This window comes from Thiomicrorhabdus immobilis (assembly GCF_021654855.1).
GTDB classification, from domain to species: Bacteria; Pseudomonadota; Gammaproteobacteria; order Thiomicrospirales; family Thiomicrospiraceae; genus Thiomicrorhabdus; species Thiomicrorhabdus immobilis.
Genome location: NZ_AP024202.1, coordinates 468,027 through 490,432, shown reverse-complemented (window position 1 = coordinate 490,432; position 22,406 = coordinate 468,027). Strand labels below are relative to the sequence as shown.

The window sequence follows — 22,406 nt, the reverse complement described above, 5'->3', positions numbered from 1 at the left end:
TTACAGTCTTGAGACATCGGCAACCTGAAGGAATAGTTGATAGATTTGATTCAACAGTGCCAAACGGTTCTGTTTTACGGCTTCATCGTCAGCCATGACCATAACATCATCAAAGAACGCATCAACCGCTTCCCTGATGGTCGCTAAAGCAGAAATCGCCGCAACGTAATCACGTCCCGCAATCTGTTCACTCACAGTCTCACGCAGTGAATCTAAAGCATTCCACAAATTGATTTCAGCTTGTTCTGTAAACAACTCCGGGCTAACCGTTTCCGCAATAGCATCATCCACTTTTTTCAAGATATTGCTAATACGCTTGTTGGCTGCACTTAAGCTCTCCGCACCGTCCATCTGGCTAAACTGTTTAACCGCTTCAATACGTTTTGCAAAATCAATTGGATGAGCAGGACGACAAACACGCACCGCTTCAAACTGTTCTGCCGAGATGCCTTGATCAGCGTAATAAGCTCGTAAGCGACTGATGATGAAGTCATAGATATCATCGATCAACTTATCATCAACCTTGACTTGCTCATGCAACTCCAAGCTAAATTGAATCAGCAGGCGTAAATCCAAATCTAGATTTTTCTCAATCATGATTCTTAGCAGACCCAATGCCGCACGACGTAATGCAAAAGGATCTTTATCGCCCGTTGGCAATTGACCGATACCGTAGATACCTGTGATGGTATCGAGTTTATCGGCTATCGCCAAAGCTTGCGCTACAGCGGAATTTGGCAAATCATCACCGGCAAAACGAGGCTGATATTGAGCATCAATGGCTTCCGCCACATCGGCATGTTCATTTTGGGCAGTTGCATAATAACGCCCCATCACACCTTGCAGTTCTGGGAATTCCCCGACCATTTCCGACATCAAATCACACTTAGATAAACGTGCCGCTCTTTCACATAAGGCGCCATCAACCCCAAGTGGCTTACCGATTTTAACGCTTAGAGTCTCTAGACGCTCAACCTTATCAAACAAGGTTCCCAGCTGCTGTTGGAATACCACGGTTTTCAAACGAGGCAGGAAATCATCTAACGGCTGTTTACGGTCTTGATCCCAGAAGAACTTGGCATCCGACAAACGTGGACGGATCACACGCTCGTTACCGTATTTGACCGATTCCGGGTTGGAACTTTCAATATTGCTGATGGTAATGAAGTTAGGCATCAACTTGCCATCGGCATCCAACATATGGAAATATTTTTGGTGCCCAGCCATCGCCGAAACCAAAGCTTCTGAAGGCACGGATAAGAACGATTGATCAAAGCCACCGACTAATGCAGTTGGCCATTCATTCAAAGCGGTAACTTCTTCTAGAAGATCCGCATCAATCACCGCATTACCACCGGCTTGTTTAGCGACCTCATTAACTTGTTGTGCAATACGAGCTGAACGTTGCGCAAAATCGGCTAACACATAGCCTTCTTCAGCTAATTTTGTAACATATTCTTTTGGCTCAGAAATTGTTAGCTGGCCTGGTGCATGGAAACGGTGACCTTGTGTGGTATTTGAAGTTTGGTGTCCCAAGATGGTTGCCGGAACCACTTCACTGCCTAACAGCATCATCGCCCAATGTACCGGACGTACAAATTCAACTTCCGAACTTCCCCAGCGCATACGTTTTGGAATAGGGAGTTTTGCCAAAGATTGATTGACGATATCGGCTAATAACGCTGTTGCTGGCTGACCTTTTTGCTCAAGGTTATAAGCCATCCAGATACCTTTATCGGTTTCAATTTCAATCAAGTCAGCAACTGTCGCACCGCAACCACGAGCAAAACCTTCTAGCGCTTTGGTCGGATTACCGTCCGCATCAAACCCTGCCTTTTTCGCAGGTCCTTTACGTTCGACAACCTTATCGGCTTGCACCAATTGCATATCATCGATCATCACCGCCAAACGACGGGGTGCCGCATAAATGGTGACTGCCCCATAAGCCAACTCGGCTTCTTGCAGACCATCTTCAATGCCTTTAGCAAAAGCATTCGCCAGTTTATTCAGCGCTTTTGGAGGTAACTCTTCCGTTCCGATTTCGACTAAAAAGGCTTCGGTTTTCAGATTGTCTAAACTCATTATTTAGCCTCCTTTTTAACTAACGGGAACCCAAGCGCTTCACGCCCTTCATAATAGGATTCGGCAATCTGTTTTGCCATGGTACGCACACGCCCGATAAAACGGGCACGTTCCGTCACACTGATAGCGTGACGAGCATCAAGCATATTGAATGCATGTGACGCTTTCAACACCTGCTCGTAAGCTGGCAATGGCAGTTTATCCTCGACCAACTTGGCAAAGATTTGCTCACACTCATCGAAGGTTCTGAACAGAATATCGGTATCGGCTTTTTCAAAGTTATAGGTCGACATTTCCACTTCATTTTGGTGAAACACATCACCATAAGTGACTTTACCTGCAGGGCCATCGACCCAAGTCAAGTCATACACTGAATCCACACCTTGTAGGTACATGGCGATACGTTCTAAACCGTAAGTGATTTCACCCGTGACCGGACGGCACTCCAAACCACCGACTTGCTGGAAGTAGGTGAACTGGGTCACTTCCATACCGTTCATCCAAACTTCCCAACCTAAGCCCCAAGCTCCTAAAGTAGGCGATTCCCAGTTATCTTCCACAAAACGGATATCATGCTCCAAAGGATCGACACCCATCACTTTCAAAGAGTTTAAGTACAACTCTTGAATATTATCTGGAGATGGCTTCAACATAACCTGAAACTGGTAGTAATGCTGTAATCGGTTAGGGTTCTCTCCGTAACGACCATCTGTTGGACGGCGACAAGGCTGAACATAAGCAGCACGCCACGGCTCTGGGCCAACCGCTCTTAAGAATGTAGATGGGTGAAACGTCCCCGCTCCCATTTCATTGTCGTAAGGTTGCATGACCACACAACCTTGTTCTGCCCAATAGGCTTGAAGGGTTTGTATCAACCCTTGAAACGTACGAATATCTGTTGCTGCTTGTGCCGACACCGTGAAAACCTCATTAAAGAATATTTTTGTCTTTGCATTCCCGCCAACTAAATGTAAAAATCCATTAGCAAATGGCGAGATTTCGCTTGTAAAATTCCGACAATTATAACGTATTTTGCACGGCCAAAAACCAACAAAAACCCACTAAAAACCTTAAGCAGTGACTTTTTAAGCAAAATTCACAACTCACCCTTATGACAATCGGCTTTGAATTAACGAGAATTTGCGATGACAACAACCACAGAGACCCAAACCGAAATCATCACCATCGATGCAAAAGGCCTTAAATGCCCGATGCCGGTGATTAAACTCCAACAGCAGGTTCGTAAAAGCAGGCCTGGTGAAACCTTAAAAATCGCCTGTACTGACCCGGGAGCCGAGAAAGACATCTCAAGCTGGTGCAGAGTCAACAAACACACTCTGGTCAAAGCCATCAAAACCGATTATGGATGTGAGTTGATAGTTCAAGTAAAAATGGATTAAATTGCTTTAAAACCACATGACAATAAATATGGTTTATACATGGATTAAAATATAATTGAAATAGTCTTAAAAAAGACCCTTAGAGCTACTCAGAGCCTGCTAGATTTAGTTATAATGATTTTCAATTTTTATAATTTAAAAACACAGAATACAAATGAAGAACTGGCTATCAGCATCTAAAATTACCAAATTAGCAATCTCTTTTGTGGTTTTAACCACCGCGATTAGCTTCTTACCAACCCCCTCTATAGCCAACTTGCCGCTTGAAACCTCAAGCCTCCCCCTTCCACCGATTGAAACCAATGATGACAACCAAGACGTAGAGAAAACCAAATCAGCTGAAACTAATTGGCAACCTCATAAAATCAAAATCGGCAAGAACGATTCTTTAAGCACCGCTTTGGATCAAGCCAAAGTCAGTGCGACCACAACTTATAATATCGGACGTTTGAAAAACAGCAATCTAATCACCAATTTACGTGTTGGAGATGAGCTGACAATTTGGGTTGACAAAGATTCTGAATTACAAAAAATCCTCTATCCAAAAAGCCGAACCCTCTCCTACGAAGTGATCAAAACCGATACCGGTTACCAAATCCAGGAAAAAAAATCGGCCATAGAAATCCGTACCGAAACCGCTTATGGCACAATCGATGGTGCATTTTATCTAGCCGCCCAACGTGCAGGCTTAAGCGCAAAAAGCATCATGCAATTAGCCGACATGTTTGCCTGGGATATTGATTTTATTCGTGAATTACGCAAGGGCGATACATTTAAAGTTATCTATGAAACACGCTACCTTAATGGTGAATACCTAGGCGACGGCGACATATTGGCGGCTCAAATCACTACCGGTGGCGGAACAGATGTACACAGCGCGTTTATTCTAAGGAACAATAAAGAAATCATTGGCTTCTACAATGAACAAGGTAAAAACCTTAAAAAAGCCTTTTTACGCAACCCGGTTGACTATGTACGCATCACGTCGAAATTCAACCCGAAACGCTTCCACCCTGTCCTGAAGAAATGGCGCTCACACCGAGGTGTCGACTATGGTGGACCAATCAACACCCCGATTCACGTTACCGGAAACGGCCAAATTGTTCAACGCGGCTGGGCTAACGGTTACGGAAATCACATCAAAGTTCAACATGCTGGAAAATATATGACGGTATACGGCCACCTGAATAAATTTGGCAAATACAAAAAAGGCCAATTTGTTAAACAGGGTGATGTCATCGGTTACATGGGTAAAACAGGACTCGCTACAGGGGTGCATTTACACTATGAATTCCGCATCAACAACAAACACGTTGACCCTCTAAAAGTGAAATTCCCTGCTTCTGGCCCAATACCGAAAAAGTATAAAGCCCTGTTTAAGGAACAAAGCCATTTCTTATTGACACAACTTAACCGCATCGACAGCAATACACACATTGCAAGGAGCTTTGAATAAATGGCCAAACAAGGCTATTTTATTGGCCTGATGTCAGGCACAAGTGCCGATGGTGTCGATGCGGCTTTGATAGATACCTCTAACGGCCAAGTTAAATTACTCGATTTCTGCTCTACCGAGCTTTCGCATGAACTTAAAGAGGACTTGTTAAAACTCAATCAAGACTCAAACATCCACCTTGAAAAGTTATGCCTATTGCACAAACAAGTTGCCGATGCCTTTATCGAAGCAACCCAAAATCTGCTTAGTAGAAATCGGCTCAATTCTTCAGAAATTACGGCCATAGGTAGTCATGGTCAGACAATTTACCATGCGCCGCAGATTCCAATGACACTGCAAATCGGCCACCCGGCTTTTATTGCCAAACAAACCGGCATCACCACCATTGGAGACTTCAGAACCGACGATATGGCTTTAAATGGTCAAGGGGCACCTTTTGCACCAGCATTTCATAAAGCGCTTTTCTCAGAAGAGAATCCAAGTTTTGCGGTCAATATCGGAGGCATCGCCAATATCAGTTTTTTGCCTGGCATTGATAGCGCACTTAAAGTGATAGGTTGGGATACCGGACCAGGTAATGCCTTAATGGATGAAATTTGCCATAGTGAATTGAATATCCATTTCGACCCTGCCGGAGAGAATGCGCGCCGAGGCAAACCCAACCCAACCCTATTAAAAACCTTGCTTAAACACCCGTATTTTTCACAAACGCACCCTAAAAGCACTGGACGTGATACCTTCAATAACCAATGGGTCAATCAAATAATCCAGGATGCCGGCATCCGCTTATCAAGCGAGGACAAACTCGCCACTTTTTGTGAATTAACGGCCATCAGCATTGCTCAACAAATAGAGAGTGTCCAACGAACCGATTCTGAACTTTCTGCAGCCAGCCTGTGGGTAGTCGGTGGTGGTGCTTATAACGATTTCTTACTAGAAAGACTGCAGAAGCATCTCCCTCTATACAAGGTAGCAAGCAGTGAAACCATAGGCGTTAATCCAAACGCCGTTGAAGCAATGATGTGCGGCTGGCTGGCTGAACAACGGATACTCAACAAGACCGTTGAGCTTGCTGCGGTAACGGGCGCGAAACGCGATGCCGTGCTTGGCGGAATATGGCATCCATAACACACTCACCACGACACCGTCATAAACTAGAATTCAAGCTTATCATTACCGCTAGAAAACTAAATAGAAACTACAGCAAAACTTTTGCTTATCAACAAAAAAGCCCAGTATCTACTGGGCTTTTTTGATTTTAAAGAGTTACTAACAACAAATTCAACAACCGTTGTTACAACAACTCATTATCGCCTTGACCACGTTTTTCGACCGGAATATAACAGGCTTTGCCCGCACCCGTATAAACCTGAGTGGGTCTAAAGATTTTATTGTTCTGCAATTGCTCACGCCAATGAGCCATCCAGCCAGCTGAACGAGCTACGGCAAAAATTGGAGTGAACAGGCCTGGGTCAAAACCCATCTCCTTATACAAAATACCCGAATAGAAATCGACATTAGGATAAACACCTTTATGGCCTAGAAGCTCTTCACATACTCTTTCCACTTCCATTGCCGTATCAAAAGCCAAACTCAATTCACCGTTGCCCGATTTTTTCTCTAGAAGCTCTAAGGAAAGCTTTTGCAGGATAGTGGCACGTGGGTCTTTGGTTTTATACTCACGGTGCCCCATTCCCCAAATCACACGTTTTTTAGCCAAGCGCTCTTCAATATAGGCACGCGCATTCTCTGGTCTACCAATTTCATCCAACATCTCGATGACTTTTTGGTTTGCACCACCATGAAGAGGCCCGGATAGAGAAGCGATTGCCGATGAAATCACCGAACATGGATTGGCCAAGGTAGAGCCGGTAACCATAGTCGTAAACGTGGAAGCATTGATGGTATGCTCAGCATGCAGAATTAGGATTGCATCCAGCAGACGAGCCCAATCTTTATCGGGCTCTTCACCAGTGACCATATACAAAAAGTTTTCGGCATAATTCAGGTCTTTACGAGGCTCAATCGGGTCATAACCATTACGCATATGCTCCCAGTTGGCAACCAAAGTTCCCATATGGGCAATAATCTTTACCGTTACCGAGTTAATATAATCTTGGTTTTCAGAAGCACCTTTCATGTACTCGGTGCTTGGGTAAAAACTCGCTAAACTTGCCACCACCACTTGCAACATGTGCATAGGATGCGTTGTCGGCGGTAAATTCTTCATGATTTCACGAATGTTATATTTCACACGTCGATTATTTCTTAACAGGGTATCAAACTTTTCCAGCTCTTCTGCAGTCGGCAAATCTCCAAACAAAAGCAATAACGTAGTTTCTTCAAAAGAAGAAAACTCCGCCAACTCTTGAATGTCATATCCACGGTAAGTCAGTAAACCTTTCTGTCCGTCGATATAAGAAATTTTAGATTCTGTGGCTGGAACACCTGCCAGGCCTGGAATATACTGCATAGACTGCCCTAAAAAATAATACGCCCTAAACTAAAGTCTAGAGCGTGAATATAAATGAGAATTTATTGGATTTACGTATTAAACGCTAAAAGATGAACCGCAACCACAAGTGGTGGTTGCATTTGGGTTTTCAATGACAAATCGAGCACCTTGAAGATCTTCTAAATAATCGATCTTAGCGCCGACTAGATATTGAAAACTCATCGAATCAACCAATAAAGTCACGCCATCTTTGCTCACCACAGTGTCATCTTCTGCCTGTGTTTCATCAAACGTAAAGCCGTAAGAGAAACCCGAACAACCGCCACCAGTGATATAAACTCTAAGTTTCAAGTTTGGATTTTGCTCATCTTCAATAAGCCCACTCACCTTACGTGCCGCAGCTTCGGTAAAGTCCAGTGGTTGTGGAATATCAGACATTTCTGTTTCCTTTTGTTTTTATATTTTTGGTCAAACTAAGCCTTAAAAAACTTGCTCAACTCAAATTAAATGTAGCCAAAGAGTCATTATAACAAAAAACTAAATTTTGCTCTTTGTAGTTTTATGGAAGCAATGCAACGTGATTTAGGCCGGCGTTTTCTTCTAAATCAAACATAATGTTCATGTTTTGCACCGCCTGACCTGCCGCACCTTTTACCAGGTTATCAATCACCGAAGTGACCACTACAATATCACCGCCTGAGGGACGATACACCGCCATGCGGCACATATTGGACCCCTTAACCAGGCGTGTATCAGGTTGACTATTGGCAGGCATTACATCGACAAAAGGTTCTTCACAATAAGTGTTTTCAAACAATTCCTGTAACTCTTGCTGTGAGACGTTTTTGGTCAACTTTCCATATAACGTGGCTTCGATACCGCGAATAGTCGGAATCAAGTGAGGAACGAATGTTAAATTCACCTTACCGCCAACCATCGCATTTAAACCTTGTACGATTTCAGGCAAATGACGATGTCCATTGATACCGTACGCTTTGAACCCCTCACTGGTCTCTGCAGCCAAAGACTCTACCTTTGCACCTCGACCTGCACCACTAATCCCCGACTTAGCATCCGCAATCAAATGATCAATATCCACCAGGCCGGCCTTCAACAAAGGCTGAAAACCTAGCTGAACCGCAGTGGGGTAACAACCAGGATTGGCGATAACGCGGGCTTCTTTGATTTTCTCACGAAACATCTCCGGTAAACCGTATACCACTTCATCCATAATTGAAGGACAACCATGTGACATACCATACCAATCTTCCCAAACCTCTAAATCGTTGATCCTGAAGTCTGCGGCCAAATCAATGACCCTAACTCCGGCTTCAACCAAATCAGGAGTCATGCTCATGGCCACACCATGCGGGGTTGCGAAAAACACCACATCACACGCTTTCAACACATCAGGATTAGGCTCCGAAAAAGCTAAATCGTAAAAGCCACGTAAATTGGGAAACATTTCTGCAACAGGCATACCTGCTTCGCTACGTGAAGTGATTGCCACAACTTCTGCATTTGGATGGTTTGCTAACAGCCGTAACAATTCAACACCGGTGTAACCCGTACCACCAACAATACCTACTTTTACTTTTGCCATTTCGATTCTCTATTAAGATTTAAAACTGTATGACTATTTTACAAGCATCCATCGCTTGAATAAAACTTTTGACTGCTATAATCGGGTTTATTTGAAAGTTTTTGCGGTCATACAGGTCTTTTGATTAAAGCCGATAATTGAATCCGCTTGAATTCTTTCAATCCAAACACTTAGTAAAGCAGGAAGCCATTAAGATGAAACTGACAGAAAACCAAGTAACCGATCAAAATCTATACTTAAATCGTCGTCAATTTGTAAAAAGCTTAACGGCTGCAGGCCTGCTTGGGACGCCTTTTATCGCCAATGCATTGGACTTTTCAAAAAATCCAGACTATCAACCCCGTTTAAAACTTACCGACCCTGAGCACGCACTCCATTACAATAATTTTTACGAACTAGGCACCTCAAAAGAAGACCCTTTTCGGAATGCCGATAAATTAAACACCGACAACTGGAAAGTCGTTATTGAAGGGGAATGCAGTAAACCCACTACCTTTGATATGGATGACCTGCTTAAACTTGAACAAGAAGAGCGTATTTACCGTTTTCGCTGTGTAGAAGGTTGGTCAATGGTGGTTCCATGGATTGGCTTTCCTTTGGCAAAACTGTTAAAGCAGGTTCAACCCACAAGCAAAGCAAAATTTGTTGAATTTGTCAGTATTGAAGATTCCAATCTACCTGGACAACGTTTTAGAATTTTAGACTGGCCATACCGAGAAGGTTTACGTATGGACGAAGCCATGCACCCCTTAACCTTAATGGCTACCGGCATCTATGGTGAAGCATTACCAAACCAAAACGGCGCCCCTATACGGTTAGTGGTTCCATGGAAATATGGTTTTAAAAGCAGTAAATCCATTGTCAAAATTCGCCTAGTTGAGAAGCAACCGTTTAGTAGTTGGATGGTCGCAACCCCATCTGAATATGGTTTTTACTCGAATGTGAATCCCAATGTGTCACACCCAAGATGGTCGCAAGCCAAGGAGCGCCCCTTAGGCTCTTTCTTTAAACAAAAGACCTTGATGTTTAACGGTTATGAAAACGAAGTGGCAGGCCTTTATAAAGGCATGGATTTAAAAAAATACTTTTAAAAAAACGATTAAATCCTAAAAATGAATCAGAATCATAAAAACTTCATCTTAAAATCAAGGTAAATCCAGTTAATGACGACAGCCCTAAAAGTCTTCTTATTCAGCTTGTTGTGTAGTCTACCCGCTTGGGATTTAGCCTGGCGTTTTCTGAACGATGAACTCGGCGCCAACCCTGTGGAATTTCTAGAGCATCACACCGGAGATTGGACGATTTATTTTTTACTCTTAACCTTAAGCATCACCCCGATTCAAAAATTCTTTAAACCGAATTGGAATCGATGGCTTATGCCAATGCATCTAGTGAGAAGGGTTTTGGGTTTAAGTGCATTCGGGTATGCGTTATTACATTTGGCGACCTATTTGGTCTTTGATATGGGGCTTTCGTTGACAGATAGCGTCAACGACATCATTGAAAGACCGTTTATTTTGATTGGCATGGTTTCGTTGATACTGCTAATCCCGCTAGCGATAACATCAACAGCCAGCTGGCAAAAACGCCTAAAAAGGCATTGGCAAACGTTACATAAAGCGATTTACACCCTGACTTTTTTAGGGATTCTGCATTACGCTTTATTGGTAAAAGCCGACCTTTTCCAGCCTTTGATCTACCTAAGTTTATTCGCTATTCTAATGCTGCTCAGAATACGATTCGATTCTTGAAAGCCATTGCCGATTAAGCATTCTCTCGGTATTTATGAAAACTTCTTTTCGCTTCATACATCTCGTAATCCGCTATTTTCAACAACTCTTCCACCGTTCTATCCTGGTTATCAATAATTGCTTTACCGATGCTTGGTTGACAGTTTATCGTTTGTTCCAAATCTTTAAAACGATAATGTGTGTCAAGCTTAACCTCAAAACGCTTTAGAGTGTCATTTACCGACTTCTCAACCTCCTCTAGAGTGGTTCCTATATTCTTTAATAACACCACAAACTCATCTCCACCTAATCTTGCCACCACATCATGATTACGTGCCAGATATTTAAGGCGATGTGCGAAACTCACCAATAAAGCATCGCCAATATCATGGCCATATTCATCATTGATTTCCTTAAAGCCATTCAAATCCATATATAGAATTGCGCTAAAGGTATTTAAAGCACGAGCGTCCTCAATTGCGCTAGCCATCTCTGCGGCCAATTGACGGCGATTAACCAAACCGGTTAAAGCATCATGGGAAGACTGATGGGACAACCTGGATAATAGAGTCCCTTGTCTAGTTTCGTGCTGTAAACCCAACCAGGCAACCGCCATCCAAAACATAAACAGAATAAGAAAGAGAATGATGAAATCCAAGAATCGTTCATATTTGAAGTTGTTCATAATTTCTGAGTTTTCGACAACCACCACCTTCCATCTCGTATTATCAACAAATGCCGTTGCCGCAACCCTTTTCACTTCACTCTCACTCAACCTGAAAGGACGCTTAAGTTCATCTCTGACATGCTTGTCGCTGACCTCGATCAAATCTGGGATATCCTTTCGCACCAAAAATGATCGATGCTCAGAGATGATATGCTCATGGAGTATACGGGTTAAGATATTCGCTTTGAAACTCATGAAAAAAACCAACTTTTTGCCCTGCACAAAAATCGGAATCATGACATCAAAGTGATAAGCCCCGTCTTTTGGATGAATATAAGGTTCATAATCGAAATAAGGTACTTGGGGATTAAACATCGTTGCCAAATTAGAGATATCCGCCTGACACACATCTGCTACAAACAGCTCAATATCCCCGCCTAATTGAGCACCGTTATCATCAGCGATGGAAAACGCATACATATTGGGGAAATACAGCTGGAGTCGGTCATGCATACTCTTTTGGAGAACCGTCATATCTCGAAATAGCGATAAATTGGATATCCAGGACGGGTCTAGGCTAATCGCCGCCATTTGATTTCGATAGATATTCACTTGGTTTTTGATATCTTTAGCCGTTTGATAAGCCTGTTGTTGCATCAAGGTCTGCTGGAGCTCAGAAAATTGTTTCACCTCAGAGTTATAGCGTTGCCACAGCAAAACTGTCAGAACCGTCAAAACGACCAACATAATCAAGATAAACATCGATTTTGAGCGAATACGCTCCATCCAAATCTCCTAACTTGGTACCAGGCAGGCACTATTCGATTCACATTGCCATAAAACAGATTATTAAGTCAATACAAACTTGATTAACAGCGACCTTAGCTAGCTTCGGCTTTAGCGACAAATTGATTTTTATAAATCAACTCGGGTTCATCCACCCATAGTGCGTTATGAGATGGATTCCACACCGGCCGATTCTTCATAATCGATACAAAATAAGGCAGAGCCAACATCTTCTCTAACCAACGCTGTAAATAGACAAAGTCAGAATGTGCAAACCAGTCTTTATTCACATTTGCAAATTGGCGGACAAACGGAAACACGGCGATATCGGCCATGGTGATTCGACCGTTAATCAAGGTAAATTCGGAATCAATATTGTCGGACTGAGAGTTTTCCTTAATGGCGTTTTCCAACTTCCTTAAATAATCACAGCCTAGCTCACGATAATGCTCTTCGGAATATTCTGGGTACTGATCAGCATATTTGTAATGATCTAAATGCGTTTTAAATTCATTGTCGCAAGCATCAATCCAATCGTTGATTTGGGCTTGCTCGTGAGCGTTTTCCGTAAACAACCAGGCCTGGTAAGATTTCTCATCCTGATTAAGTGCCCATAACATAATATCCCGGCTTTCATCAATGACTTGGCCATCCGGCAAAATCAAAACCGGTACCGTTCCTTTTGGGGAGGCTAACAGCATCTGTTCAGGTTTATCCCAAAAGACGATTTCACGCTGCTCTACTTGCACACCCGAAAAAGCAATCGCCATACGGGCACGCATCGCATAAGGGCAGCGACGATAAGAGTATAAGATAGGGTGTTTATCCATGAATTTTCTTCTAAAAACTTTATTTAAAAACAGATTCAAATTACCAGGCCTGGTAATTTGAATCCATTCTTAATTTATAAGATTTAAATAATAAAAAAGCCCGAACTTAACCTGTAAATTCGAGCTTTTTAATCAACAAAATGTTAATTTCTGAATTGAGAAGTTCAGTTTTGCGTTAGCCTCAAGACGAGAATTTAATCCGAAGCGGACAACCACACGGATGTGGTTGTTAGAGCAAAGCAGGACGCCAGAGCCGAGTGGACATTAAGTCCATGAGCATCGGAAGCAAATTATCAACGCAGAAGATGGCGTAAAAATGAGCTTCTCAAACAAAAAATTTACATCATGCCGCCTGGTGCGTAACCTTGAGCCGCCGCATCTGCCGCGCCACCATCTTTCGCAGGAATATCCGCAATCGCCGCACCTGTAGTCAGAACTAGACCAGCAACAGACGCTGCATTTTGAAGTGCAGAACGTGTTACTTTAGCTGGATCGATAATACCCGCTGCAATCATGTCTACATACTCTTCTTTAGCCGCATCAAAACCAAAGTGGCCTTCACCTTCCATTACCTTGTTCACGATAACAGAACCTTCTAAACCACAGTTAGCTGCGATTTGACGCATTGGCTCTTGCATGGCACGTAAAGCGATCTGAATACCTACGTTCTGGTCATCGTTATCACCTTTAACGTCAACTTTAGATAAAGCACGTACCAATGCTACACCACCACCTGCAACAATCCCTTCTTGAACCGCTGCACGTGTTGCGTGAAGTGCATCATCAACACGGTCTTTCTTCTCTTTCATTTCCATCTCAGTCGCCGCACCTAATTTAAGTACCGCAACACCACCAGAAAGTTTAGCTAGACGTTCATTCAATTTCTCAGAATCGTATTCAGACGTTGTGGTTGCTACTTGTGATTTGATCTGTGCACAACGAGCTTCGATATCTTCTTTAGCACCCGCACCATCAATCAACTTAGTTGTATCTTTACCAACAACCGCTGACTTAGTTTCACCTAACATGTCTAAAGTAACGGATTCTAATGATAGACCCACTTCTTCAGAAATCACTGTACCACCTGTTAGGATAGCCATATCTTGGATCATCGCTTTACGACGCTCACCAAAACCAGGCGCCTTAACCGCAGACACCTTAACGATGCCACGCATATTGTTGATAACCAATGTTGCCAAAGCTTCACCATCAACATCTTCAGCGATGATAAGTAGCGGACGACCTGTTTTTGATACCGCTTCTAACGTTGGTAATAAGTCGCGGATGCTTGAGATTTTTTTGTCATATAACAAGATGAATGGGTTGTCCAATTCAGCAACCATTTTCTCTTGGTTGGTAACAAAGTAAGGAGACAGGTAACCACGGTCAAATTCCATCCCTTCAACAACTACTAATTCATCTTGTAGTGAAGAACCTTCTTCAACCGTGATAACACCTTCAGTCGATACTTTTTCCATCGCATCCGCAATCATCTTACCGATAGCCGCATCCGAGTTTGCAGAGATAGTACCTACCTGAGCAATTGCTTCAGAAGTCGTACAAGGCTGAGCCATTGCTTTGATTTCAGCGACAACCGCATCTACGGCTTTGTGGATACCACGGTTCAAATCCATAGGGTTCATACCTGCAGCAACAGACTTCATCCCTTCACGAACGATTGCTTGAGCTAAAACCGTCGCTGTTGTAGTACCGTCACCAGCTACATCATTGGTTTGTGAAGAAACTTCTTTAACCATTTGTGCACCCATGTTCATGAACTTGTTCTCAAGTTCAATTTCACGCGCTACCGACACACCATCTTTAGTGACCAATGGTGAACCAAAAGATCTTTCCAATACAACGTTACGACCTTTAGGACCTAAAGTTACTTTTACCGCATCTGCAAGGATGTTGATACCATCAACCATTAACTCACGTGCATCTAAACCAAATTTGACGTCTTTTGCCATCTTTCTAATTCCTTTATTTAATTCTGTATTTAATACTGTATAAACGGGTTAAATATTCGTTTTAAATATTAATTAGTCGATAATCGCAACGATATCGTCTTCACGCATAATCATGACTGGCTGACCAGCATCATCTTTAACTTCTTGACCGGCATACTGACCGAACATAACCTTATCACCAACTTTAACGGTCATAGCGATAATAGCGCCTGAATCAGATGCCTTTCCAGGACCCACTGCAACCACTTCACCAATGTTTTGCTGTTCTTGTGCTGAACCTGGAAGAATGATTCCACCAGCTGATTCTTTTTGCTCTTCTACACGACGAACAACAACGCGGTCTTGTAATGGTTTAATATTCATAGGTTTCTCCTAAAAGTTTATAAATTTCATAGTAGTACAAACTGTAAAACCACTTTTATCTTAATTTTCGCTTAAGAAATAAAGTGGTCCATATCTCAATTAGCACTCTTACATCGAGAGTGCTAATAATTTTAGTCATCTATCTTCATCTGTCAACAAAATATAAGGCTGAATCTTTAGGATTCAAGTGTTTACAGTAAAAATAAGTTCAGAATCTGAAAATAAAAAGGCTAAACGAAAGTTTAGCCTTAAAGAACTCACATTAAATATCACGTGATAAGAGTTATTCGCTTAGAACCATATTATCGCGATGAATAAGAGATTCATCCTCAATAAAACCTAAAATAGATTCTATATCCTGGCTAGGGTGCCCCATAATCTTATTGGCTTCGGTGAAAGAGTAGTTGATTAAACCGCGCGCGACTTCTTGACCGGCCTCATCAAAACAAACCACCATTTCACCACGCAGAAAACTCCCTCGCATCGATTTAACACCAATTGGCAATAAACTTTTACCAGAGCTACGCAACACATTTACCGCCCCATCATCCAGCACCAAAGAGCCTTTCGCCTGAAGATGCCCAGCCAACCACTGCTGGCGTGCCGTTAATGGCTCCAAATCAGGAATCAATAAAGTCCCTTCCGCCTCACCGTTGAATAGCTTTGGTAAAACATTCGTTGCGTGTCCTGAAGCGATTAAGGTTGCCGTACCAGAACGTGCCGCACGTTTAGCCGCCATCACTTTGGTATACATTCCACCTTTACCAAGAGCACCACCCTCAGGGCTTGCCATCGCTTCAATATCTTTACGGCTGACCCGTGCCTCAGAAATCAACTCGGCATTAGGGTTTTCACGCGGGTTGTCGTTATATAAGCCTTTTTGGTCGGTTAAAATAACCAATACATCAGCGGAAATTAAGTTCGCAGTCAACGCGGCCAAAGTATCATTATCACCAAAACGAATCTCATCGGTGACCACTGTATCGTTCTCATTGATAATCGGCACCACCCCATATTCCAACAGCGTTTCAATGGCATTTTTGACATTCAAATACCGCTTACGATTCGATAAATCGTCATGTGTCATCAGAATTTGCGCTGAGTGGATATCATACTGGGAGAACTTTGACTCATAGGCCTGAATCAACCCCATTTGACCGACTGAAGCCGCTGCCTGCAACTCATTCAACAACTTGGGACGCGTATTCCATCCGAGTCTTTTCATGCCTTCAGCAACCGAACCTGAAGAGACAATCACAACTTCAATACCTTGTTTTTTCAGCTCAACCATTTGAGCAACCCAACTGGCTAAAGCCTCACGATTCAGACCTTGACCATCATTGGTTAATAGAGCACTGCCAATTTTAACCACCCAGCGTTTGGTATTTTTTAAATCAGAACGTTGCATTTACTCTTAAGCTTCCTAACAATAACAGACAAATTTAAAAATCGAAATCTTCATCAATTTGAGCACGCTCCGGCTGCTCATGCTCTTCTTGAGCTTGAGCCTCAATACGATTTTGATTCAGTTTATAAGCAATATCATTTACCAGTTTCTGGGTGCCTTCACGCTGAACCGCTGAGATAGCATAAACTTCACCTTGCCACTGCGTTTCATCAACAATTCGCTGACAAAGTTCATCCACTTCTTCTGCAGGCAACAGGTCGATTTTATTCAACACTAACCAACGCTCTTTCCCCGAAAGCTCCTCACTGTATTTTTCCAGCTCTTTTTGAATGATTTTGATATCTTCAACAGGATCAGAACCATCAATTGGCGCAATATCCACCACATGCAACAACAACCCGGTACGCGACAAATGCTTCAAGAATTGGATACCCAGGCCTGCTCCTTCTGCCGCGCCCTCAATCAAACCAGGAATATCCGCAATCACGAAACTGGTTTCAGGAGAAACCGCAACTACACCCAAGTTAGGATAAAGTGTGGTAAACGGGTAATTAGCCACCTTAGGACGTGCAGCAGATACCGAAGTGATTAAACTCGACTTACCGGCATTAGGCATGCCTAACAAACCAACATCTGCAAGCACTTTAAGCTCTAAACGTAACTCGCGCTCTTCGCCATCTTCACCAGGGGTACATTGGCGTGGCGTGCGGTTCTTACTACTTTTAAAGTGTATATTGCCTAAACCGTGAAGCCCGCCTTTTGCAACCAACAGTTTCTCACCGTGCTCGGTTAAATCGCCAATAATCTGGTCTGCGTGCACGTCATAAACCGTGGTTCCAACCGGCACGGTGATAATCAGGTCTTCACCGGCACAACCGGTTTTTTGCTGCCCCATTCCACCTTGACCGTTTTGAGCCTTGTAGTTTTTGGTGAAACGAAAATCCACCAAGGTATTCAGATTGCGGTCAGCCAATAGATAGACACTACCGCCATCACCGCCATCACCGCCATTTGGGCCACCAAAAGGAATATATTTTTCACGGCGGAAACTCACCACTCCGTTTCCGCCACGGCCTGCTTCTACGTGAATTTTAGCTTCATCTACAAATTGCATGAATGCACCCTTTCCTTTGGTTGACCACTAATGAGCGGTATTATTTTTTGATTTTATAAAATGACTATAACAATACAAATAATCAGTTTAGAAAATCATTTGATATAAAGCGTTTATTTTAAGCTTTTTGCTTCAATTTCTGTAAGCCTATTTTCAAGCGGATTAAAATTTTTCTTTTACATACGAAAACGCCCCGTCAAAGCGGGGCGTTTTGTTAACAATAGAAGCTGAAATTATTCAGAAACGATTGTTACGTAAGTACGTACAGGCTTACCTTTAGAAACGAATGCTACTGCTCCGTCTGCTTTCGCAAATAAGGTATCGTCTTTACCGCGACCAACGTTTTCACCAGGGTGGAATTTAGTTCCGCGCTGACGAACGATAATGCTTCCAGCAGAAACTTGCTGACCACCAAATGCTTTCACACCTAGTCGCTTGGCATTAGAATCGCGACCGTTTTTAGTACTACCTGCTGCCTTCTTATGAGCCATGGTATAGTCCTTTTGTTAACAGTGTTACCCCCTACTCAGAAGTAACAGCCGTTTTAGATTCAAATTTTAAGCTGAAATCTTACCGATTTTAACTTCAGTGTAGTTTTGGCGGTGGCCTTGCTTAGTCTTAGAGCGGTTCTTACGACGACGGAACTTGATGATAGTTACTTTTTTGCCACGACCGTTTGATTCAACAGTTGCTGCAACTTTAGCACCTTCAACAACAGGCATACCGATTTTAACATCAGCGCCTTCACCTACCATCAATACTTCGTCAAACTCAATTGCATCACCCGCTTCTGCGTTTAGTGATTCAATACGTAAGATTTGACCTTCACGAACTCTATACTGCTTACCACCGGTTTTAATAACTGCATACATAACTATATCTCCCGGATATCTATATTCTTTTTAATAAGCCGCTAATTTAGCGAAAGCGGAATTATATAAGCTTTTTTAGATAAGGTCAAAATAAATTATAAATATTTTTAACTTACCAGGCCTGGCAAGAGTCTTTAGTTAATCTGCAGCGCGCATTTTACATAAAAACCGGATAACAGTTTGAAAATATTCAATTATTTTTAGACATCCTACAGGGCGATTTCAAGCCTTTCATTCGAAATTCAACTCCATTCAACCACTGATTTTATCTAAAATAGAATGATGGATTCGCTAATACTAGCTTCAACATCCCATTCATACTAAAATAGCGTTTTTTATTAATACCTGGAAGGCAAATTGCCTATCTCGCCATGACACTATCTGAAATTCGTGCCTTAATCCAAGAAGATATTCACGCTGTTGATCAGTTAATCCTAGACAGACTCTCATCAGACGTTGTCCTCATCAACCAAATAGGGCATTACATTATTAATAGTGGTGGCAAGCGCTTACGCCCTTTACTGGTTTTATTAAGTGCGCGTGCCTGTGGTTATACTGGTACCAATCATCAATTAATGGCGGCGGTCATTGAGTTCATCCACACCTCTACTTTGCTTCACGATGATGTTGTTGATGAATCGGATACTCGCCGCGGTAACAAAACAGCCAACGAAGTTTGGGGAAATGCCGCCAGCGTATTAGTCGGCGACTTCCTATACTCACGCTCCTTTGAAATGATGGTTGAACCCGGCGAACTGAAAATCATGCAAGTGATGTCCGAAGCGACCAACGTGATTGCTGAAGGTGAAGTTCTGCAACTGTTAAACTGCCATGATGCCGACACCACTAAAGAACGTTACATGGAAGTGATTCACCGTAAAACCGCAAAATTATTTGAAGCGGCCACTCAAATGGGTCCAATCCTAGCCAACAAGCCAGAACTGGAAGACGCATTTGTCGCTTACGGAAAACACCTGGGTGCGGCCTTCCAGTTAATTGATGACGCTTTGGATTACACCGCCAATGAAGAAGAGCTGGGGAAAAACATCGGTGATGATTTAGCGGAAGGTAAACCGACCTTACCATTGATTTACGTGCTCGAAAATGGTCGTGACGATGAGAAAACCATTATCCGTAGAGCCATCGAAACAGAAGGCATCAAGCTTCTAGATGAAGTCACGGCAATCATCAAAGCCTCTGGCGCAATCGCCTACACCCAAGAGATTGCACAAAAAGAAGCCGAACTCGCAAAATCTGCGTTAGACGTTCTAGAATCCAACGACCTGAAAACAGCGCTCTGTTCTTTAGCCGACTTAGCTGTAAACCGTTCACACTAAACCTGCCTAATAAAAGACCAGCCATTAAAAAACCCTTTTTCATATACCATTGAAAAAGGGTTTTATCATGATCAATCCAGTTACAAGCAAAGCAGGTAACTCACCTATTTAATTCGCATGGATTTTCCTGCGACGATTGCCGACAGCCTGATGCTTCTCTAACGCTCTCTTAATCTCTTCTTCTTCCTGCTTGGCGGCCGCTTCGGCTATTTTTGCCTCAATCTCCATCTGCTGCTCTTCAAGAAAACGTTTATAGAGGTCTAGATTATTTAGCTTAGTCTTATCCCAATCGATACGGCGAATCAACCAACGCACCATAAAACGGATAATATGACATTGCTGGCTATTCACATAAAGCGTTTCAGGAGTCGGGCGATAACCATGTAAACGCTCGACCACAATCGCTTGCAAATCACTATCTGGGCGTACACGAATGAAACCGCTTTGATTCTCGTCAAAACTGGTACTGTAATAAACACGCACCACCCTATTCATACTAAAAATGGCTTTAGATAAAATGGTCGATTCATGCTTACCATTCAAGCCAACCGTATGAATAAAAATATTCTGCGTCATAATCTGTCTAAAAAAACCTTCAACCTTATCAAACTCAACCTCTTGCTTTGAGTAAGCCTCTGAGTGAATGGCTTTTTGAATCTGCTCTGAACGCTTTTCTAAACGTCTAAAAAAATACCGAACTGCTGGAGCGACGGGTTTATTGTTTCTCATCCTTGGATACCTCTAGTAAAGGTATCGGCCAAACCCCATTTTTATAAAGTGTTTAATTCAATTAAATTTGCACTTTTTTACCGTCTGCATTTACATCAACTTTTACATCGTTAAGTCGCCATCAAAACACACCCTTATCATCTTAACTAAAGCTATCAAAAGACGTGATAAGATATCGCAAACGTTTTCACCAGGTCATTTATCGTGCAGTTCATATTTCGCTTAAAAACCACTATTTTCGCTCTTTTTCTAAGTTTGATTTCAGGCTGTTCTTCATATGGTGTTATCAGCAATGCTGAACAGCAAAAGAATGCTCAACCATCATCCCCACCCTACTCAATGCAATCGATTATCCAAAATAAAACGCAAGGTAAAATCGCCTTAGTGCTCACGTTTTCAGGCGGCGGCACAAGAGCGGCGGCTTTAGCTTATGGCGTACTCGAAGAACTTAACGACACCAAAGTGCGCTTGCAAGATCGCCTTATTCCACTATTAGATGAGGTCGATATCATCAGTTCTGTATCGGGAGGTAGTTTTATTGCCGCCTATTACGGTCTTAAAGGCAAACGAACCTTTGAAGACTTCGAAACGGTGATGCTGAAACAAGACATAGAATCGCAATTAATCAGTGGCGTGTTAAACCCTTTTCGTTGGTTTATGGATACCGGCCGCACTGAAATGGCCGTGCAACTCTATAATCAATCGATATTTAAAGATGCGACTTTTGCGGATTTGAACAAACCAGGGCGACCGTTAATCCTCATCAGTGCAACCGACTTAAGTAACGGCGTACGATTTTCATTCACCCAAGATTATTTCGATCTCATTTGCTCCGACATCAATAGCTTTTCTATTGCCAAAGCGGTAACAGCCTCTTCGGCAGTACCGGTCGTGTTTAACCCTATTGTGTTAAAAAACTACTACCCTTGTAACAGTAAGATCAAGAAAAAATTAAGCGGTTTGGAGCAGATTGCAAAAAACAACTATGAATTGATGCAGACGATTAACGGTTTGAAAAACTACACCGACTCGTATTACCCCTATCTACAATTGGTGGACGGAGGAATCAGTGACAACCTTGGATTAAGAGCGATTTATGAGGCGATTGAGCTGGCTGGAGGTGCTAGTGCATTTATGAAACAAGTCGGTAAACATAACGTCAAACATATTGCTGTCATCTCGGTTGATGCTTCAACGAAAACCACAAAAGCAATACGTTTGACCAATAAAAGCCCGAGCATTAAACAAAGTGTCGATGCGATGACCGATATTCAAATCCATCGTTACAATATTTCAACCACACAACTTTTTGAGGAAAGCTTGACCAAGTGGAGCAATGAACTTTCAACCACGCAAGAAAAGGTTCATTCACACTTTATTCAGCTAAACTTCAAACAACTCCCCAGTCAAGAAGAGCAAGCCGAGTTTAACCTTATTCCAACGAGCCTAACACTGACTGAACCCGAAATCAGCAAACTGATTCGCGCCGGACGATCACTACTTAAAAACAATCTGCAATTTCAATTACTACTACAAGATTTAGACAGCGACCAAGATGTCACGATCAAGTCGAAAGTTACCAGGCCTGGTAATTTATAAAAACC

21 protein-coding genes are annotated in these 22,406 nt (G+C 42.6%); 7 read left to right on the top strand and 14 right to left on the bottom strand.

Annotated elements, in window-relative coordinates; genetic code table 11:
* Both glyS and glyQ read right to left on the bottom strand, forming a co-directional pair.
* A complete protein-coding gene (gene glyS, locus L6421_RS02110) occupies positions 1-2,082 on the bottom strand; it encodes a glycine--tRNA ligase subunit beta (RefSeq protein WP_237262455.1) in 2,082 nt (693 codons plus the stop codon).
* Positions 2,082-2,999, bottom strand: a complete 918-nt coding sequence (gene glyQ / locus L6421_RS02105; RefSeq protein WP_237262454.1) for a glycine--tRNA ligase subunit alpha — start codon at positions 2,997-2,999, stop codon at positions 2,082-2,084. The genes glyS and glyQ overlap by 1 nt, the downstream gene beginning before the upstream one ends.
* Before the next feature lie 228 nt (positions 3,000-3,227).
* Between glyQ and L6421_RS02100 the strand changes: the two genes are divergently transcribed.
* The 3 genes from L6421_RS02100 to L6421_RS02090 all read left to right on the top strand — a co-directional run bounded on the left by L6421_RS02100 (position 3,228) and on the right by L6421_RS02090 (position 6,066).
* Positions 3,228-3,482, top strand: a complete 255-nt coding sequence (locus tag L6421_RS02100; RefSeq protein ID WP_237262453.1) for a sulfurtransferase TusA family protein — start codon at positions 3,228-3,230, stop codon at positions 3,480-3,482.
* A 154-nt stretch (positions 3,483-3,636) separates the two neighbouring features.
* Entirely contained in the window at positions 3,637-4,938 is a 1,302-nt protein-coding gene (locus L6421_RS02095) for a peptidoglycan DD-metalloendopeptidase family protein (protein WP_237262452.1), read from the top strand.
* Complete coding sequence (locus L6421_RS02090) at positions 4,939-6,066, top strand: anhydro-N-acetylmuramic acid kinase (protein WP_237262451.1); 1,128 nt, start codon at positions 4,939-4,941, stop codon at positions 6,064-6,066.
* Positions 6,067-6,232: 166 nt separating this feature from the next.
* Here the strand turns inward: L6421_RS02090 and L6421_RS02085 are convergent, their stop codons facing one another.
* The 3 genes from L6421_RS02085 to argC form a co-directional block, all read right to left on the bottom strand.
* Entirely contained in the window at positions 6,233-7,411 is a 1,179-nt protein-coding gene (locus L6421_RS02085) for a citrate synthase (protein WP_237262450.1), read from the bottom strand.
* Between the two features lie 78 nt (positions 7,412-7,489).
* Positions 7,490-7,831, bottom strand: coding sequence for an iron-sulfur cluster insertion protein ErpA (gene erpA / locus L6421_RS02080; protein WP_237262449.1), 342 nt, complete (start codon positions 7,829-7,831; stop codon positions 7,490-7,492).
* 121 nt (positions 7,832-7,952) lie between these two features.
* Entirely contained in the window at positions 7,953-8,996 is a 1,044-nt protein-coding gene (gene argC, locus L6421_RS02075; protein ID WP_237262448.1) for an N-acetyl-gamma-glutamyl-phosphate reductase, read from the bottom strand.
* A gap of 194 nt (positions 8,997-9,190) precedes the next feature.
* Here argC and msrP point away from each other — a divergent pair, with 194 nt between their 5' ends.
* Both msrP and msrQ read left to right on the top strand, forming a co-directional pair.
* Positions 9,191-10,087: a protein-methionine-sulfoxide reductase catalytic subunit MsrP gene (gene msrP, locus L6421_RS02070; RefSeq protein ID WP_237262447.1), complete on the top strand. Its 897-nt coding sequence runs from the start codon at positions 9,191-9,193 to the stop codon at positions 10,085-10,087.
* 72 nt (positions 10,088-10,159) lie between these two features.
* Positions 10,160-10,747, top strand: a complete 588-nt coding sequence (gene msrQ / locus L6421_RS02065) for a protein-methionine-sulfoxide reductase heme-binding subunit MsrQ (protein WP_237262446.1) — start codon at positions 10,160-10,162, stop codon at positions 10,745-10,747.
* 13 nt (positions 10,748-10,760) lie between these two features.
* On the opposite strand, the gene L6421_RS02060 is transcribed toward msrQ, so the two are convergent.
* The 8 genes from L6421_RS02060 to rplU all read right to left on the bottom strand — a co-directional run bounded on the left by L6421_RS02060 (position 10,761) and on the right by rplU (position 18,736).
* A complete protein-coding gene (locus L6421_RS02060; RefSeq protein ID WP_237262445.1) occupies positions 10,761-12,179 on the bottom strand; it encodes a sensor domain-containing diguanylate cyclase in 1,419 nt (472 codons plus the stop codon).
* A 95-nt stretch (positions 12,180-12,274) separates the two neighbouring features.
* Entirely contained in the window at positions 12,275-13,009 is a 735-nt protein-coding gene (locus L6421_RS02055) for a glutathione S-transferase (protein WP_237262444.1), read from the bottom strand.
* Between the two features lie 338 nt (positions 13,010-13,347).
* Positions 13,348-14,979: a chaperonin GroEL gene (gene groL / locus L6421_RS02050; protein ID WP_237262443.1), complete on the bottom strand. Its 1,632-nt coding sequence runs from the start codon at positions 14,977-14,979 to the stop codon at positions 13,348-13,350.
* Positions 14,980-15,051: 72 nt separating this feature from the next.
* Complete coding sequence (locus L6421_RS02045) at positions 15,052-15,342, bottom strand: co-chaperone GroES (protein WP_237262442.1); 291 nt, start codon at positions 15,340-15,342, stop codon at positions 15,052-15,054.
* Between the two features lie 283 nt (positions 15,343-15,625).
* Positions 15,626-16,750: a glutamate 5-kinase gene (gene proB, locus L6421_RS02040; protein WP_237262441.1), complete on the bottom strand. Its 1,125-nt coding sequence runs from the start codon at positions 16,748-16,750 to the stop codon at positions 15,626-15,628.
* A gap of 34 nt (positions 16,751-16,784) precedes the next feature.
* Positions 16,785-17,864, bottom strand: coding sequence for an Obg family GTPase CgtA (gene cgtA, locus L6421_RS02035; protein WP_237262440.1), 1,080 nt, complete (start codon positions 17,862-17,864; stop codon positions 16,785-16,787).
* A gap of 233 nt (positions 17,865-18,097) precedes the next feature.
* Positions 18,098-18,355 carry a 50S ribosomal protein L27 gene (gene rpmA / locus L6421_RS02030; RefSeq protein ID WP_029406786.1) on the bottom strand — a complete coding sequence of 86 codons (258 nt, stop codon included), beginning with the start codon at positions 18,353-18,355 and terminating at the stop codon, positions 18,098-18,100.
* Between the two features lie 66 nt (positions 18,356-18,421).
* On the bottom strand, positions 18,422-18,736 hold the full coding sequence (rplU, locus tag L6421_RS02025; RefSeq protein ID WP_237262435.1) for a 50S ribosomal protein L21: 315 nt from the start codon (positions 18,734-18,736) through the stop codon (positions 18,422-18,424).
* A gap of 371 nt (positions 18,737-19,107) precedes the next feature.
* Between rplU and ispB the strand changes: the two genes are divergently transcribed.
* Positions 19,108-20,073 (top strand): octaprenyl diphosphate synthase, encoded by a 966-nt coding sequence (gene ispB, locus L6421_RS02020; RefSeq protein WP_237262396.1) that lies wholly within the window; start codon positions 19,108-19,110, stop codon positions 20,071-20,073.
* A 108-nt stretch (positions 20,074-20,181) separates the two neighbouring features.
* Here the strand turns inward: ispB and L6421_RS02015 are convergent, their stop codons facing one another.
* Positions 20,182-20,802, bottom strand: a complete 621-nt coding sequence (locus tag L6421_RS02015; RefSeq protein WP_237262388.1) for a hypothetical protein — start codon at positions 20,800-20,802, stop codon at positions 20,182-20,184.
* Positions 20,803-21,006: 204 nt separating this feature from the next.
* On the opposite strand from L6421_RS02015, the gene L6421_RS02010 reads away from it, so the two are divergent.
* Positions 21,007-22,401 carry a patatin-like phospholipase family protein gene (locus L6421_RS02010; RefSeq protein ID WP_237262380.1) on the top strand — a complete coding sequence of 465 codons (1,395 nt, stop codon included), beginning with the start codon at positions 21,007-21,009 and terminating at the stop codon, positions 22,399-22,401.
* Positions 22,402-22,406: the final 5 nt, after the last annotated feature.

Coding starts and splice junctions, on each gene's coding strand:
- L6421_RS02045 (WP_237262442.1), bottom strand. CDS start 15,342: ATGAATATTAAACCATTACAAGACCGCGTTGTTGTTCGTCGTGTAGAA.
- glyS (WP_237262455.1), bottom strand. CDS start 2,082: ATGAGTTTAGACAATCTGAAAACCGAAGCCTTTTTAGTCGAAATCGGA.
- rplU (WP_237262435.1), bottom strand. CDS start 18,736: ATGTATGCAGTTATTAAAACCGGTGGTAAGCAGTATAGAGTTCGTGAA.
- rpmA (WP_029406786.1), bottom strand. CDS start 18,355: ATGGCTCATAAGAAGGCAGCAGGTAGTACTAAAAACGGTCGCGATTCT.
- groL (WP_237262443.1), bottom strand. CDS start 14,979: ATGGCAAAAGACGTCAAATTTGGTTTAGATGCACGTGAGTTAATGGTT.
- ispB (WP_237262396.1), top strand. CDS start 19,108: ATGACACTATCTGAAATTCGTGCCTTAATCCAAGAAGATATTCACGCT.
- L6421_RS02095 (WP_237262452.1), top strand. CDS start 3,637: ATGAAGAACTGGCTATCAGCATCTAAAATTACCAAATTAGCAATCTCT.
- L6421_RS02060 (WP_237262445.1), bottom strand. CDS start 12,179: ATGGAGCGTATTCGCTCAAAATCGATGTTTATCTTGATTATGTTGGTC.
- cgtA (WP_237262440.1), bottom strand. CDS start 17,864: ATGCAATTTGTAGATGAAGCTAAAATTCACGTAGAAGCAGGCCGTGGC.
- L6421_RS02085 (WP_237262450.1), bottom strand. CDS start 7,411: ATGCAGTATATTCCAGGCCTGGCAGGTGTTCCAGCCACAGAATCTAAA.
- L6421_RS02100 (WP_237262453.1), top strand. CDS start 3,228: ATGACAACAACCACAGAGACCCAAACCGAAATCATCACCATCGATGCA.
- L6421_RS02055 (WP_237262444.1), bottom strand. CDS start 13,009: ATGGATAAACACCCTATCTTATACTCTTATCGTCGCTGCCCTTATGCG.
- proB (WP_237262441.1), bottom strand. CDS start 16,750: ATGCAACGTTCTGATTTAAAAAATACCAAACGCTGGGTGGTTAAAATT.
- msrQ (WP_237262446.1), top strand. CDS start 10,160: ATGACGACAGCCCTAAAAGTCTTCTTATTCAGCTTGTTGTGTAGTCTA.
- L6421_RS02015 (WP_237262388.1), bottom strand. CDS start 20,802: ATGAGAAACAATAAACCCGTCGCTCCAGCAGTTCGGTATTTTTTTAGA.
- erpA (WP_237262449.1), bottom strand. CDS start 7,831: ATGTCTGATATTCCACAACCACTGGACTTTACCGAAGCTGCGGCACGT.
- L6421_RS02090 (WP_237262451.1), top strand. CDS start 4,939: ATGGCCAAACAAGGCTATTTTATTGGCCTGATGTCAGGCACAAGTGCC.
- msrP (WP_237262447.1), top strand. CDS start 9,191: ATGAAACTGACAGAAAACCAAGTAACCGATCAAAATCTATACTTAAAT.
- argC (WP_237262448.1), bottom strand. CDS start 8,996: ATGGCAAAAGTAAAAGTAGGTATTGTTGGTGGTACGGGTTACACCGGT.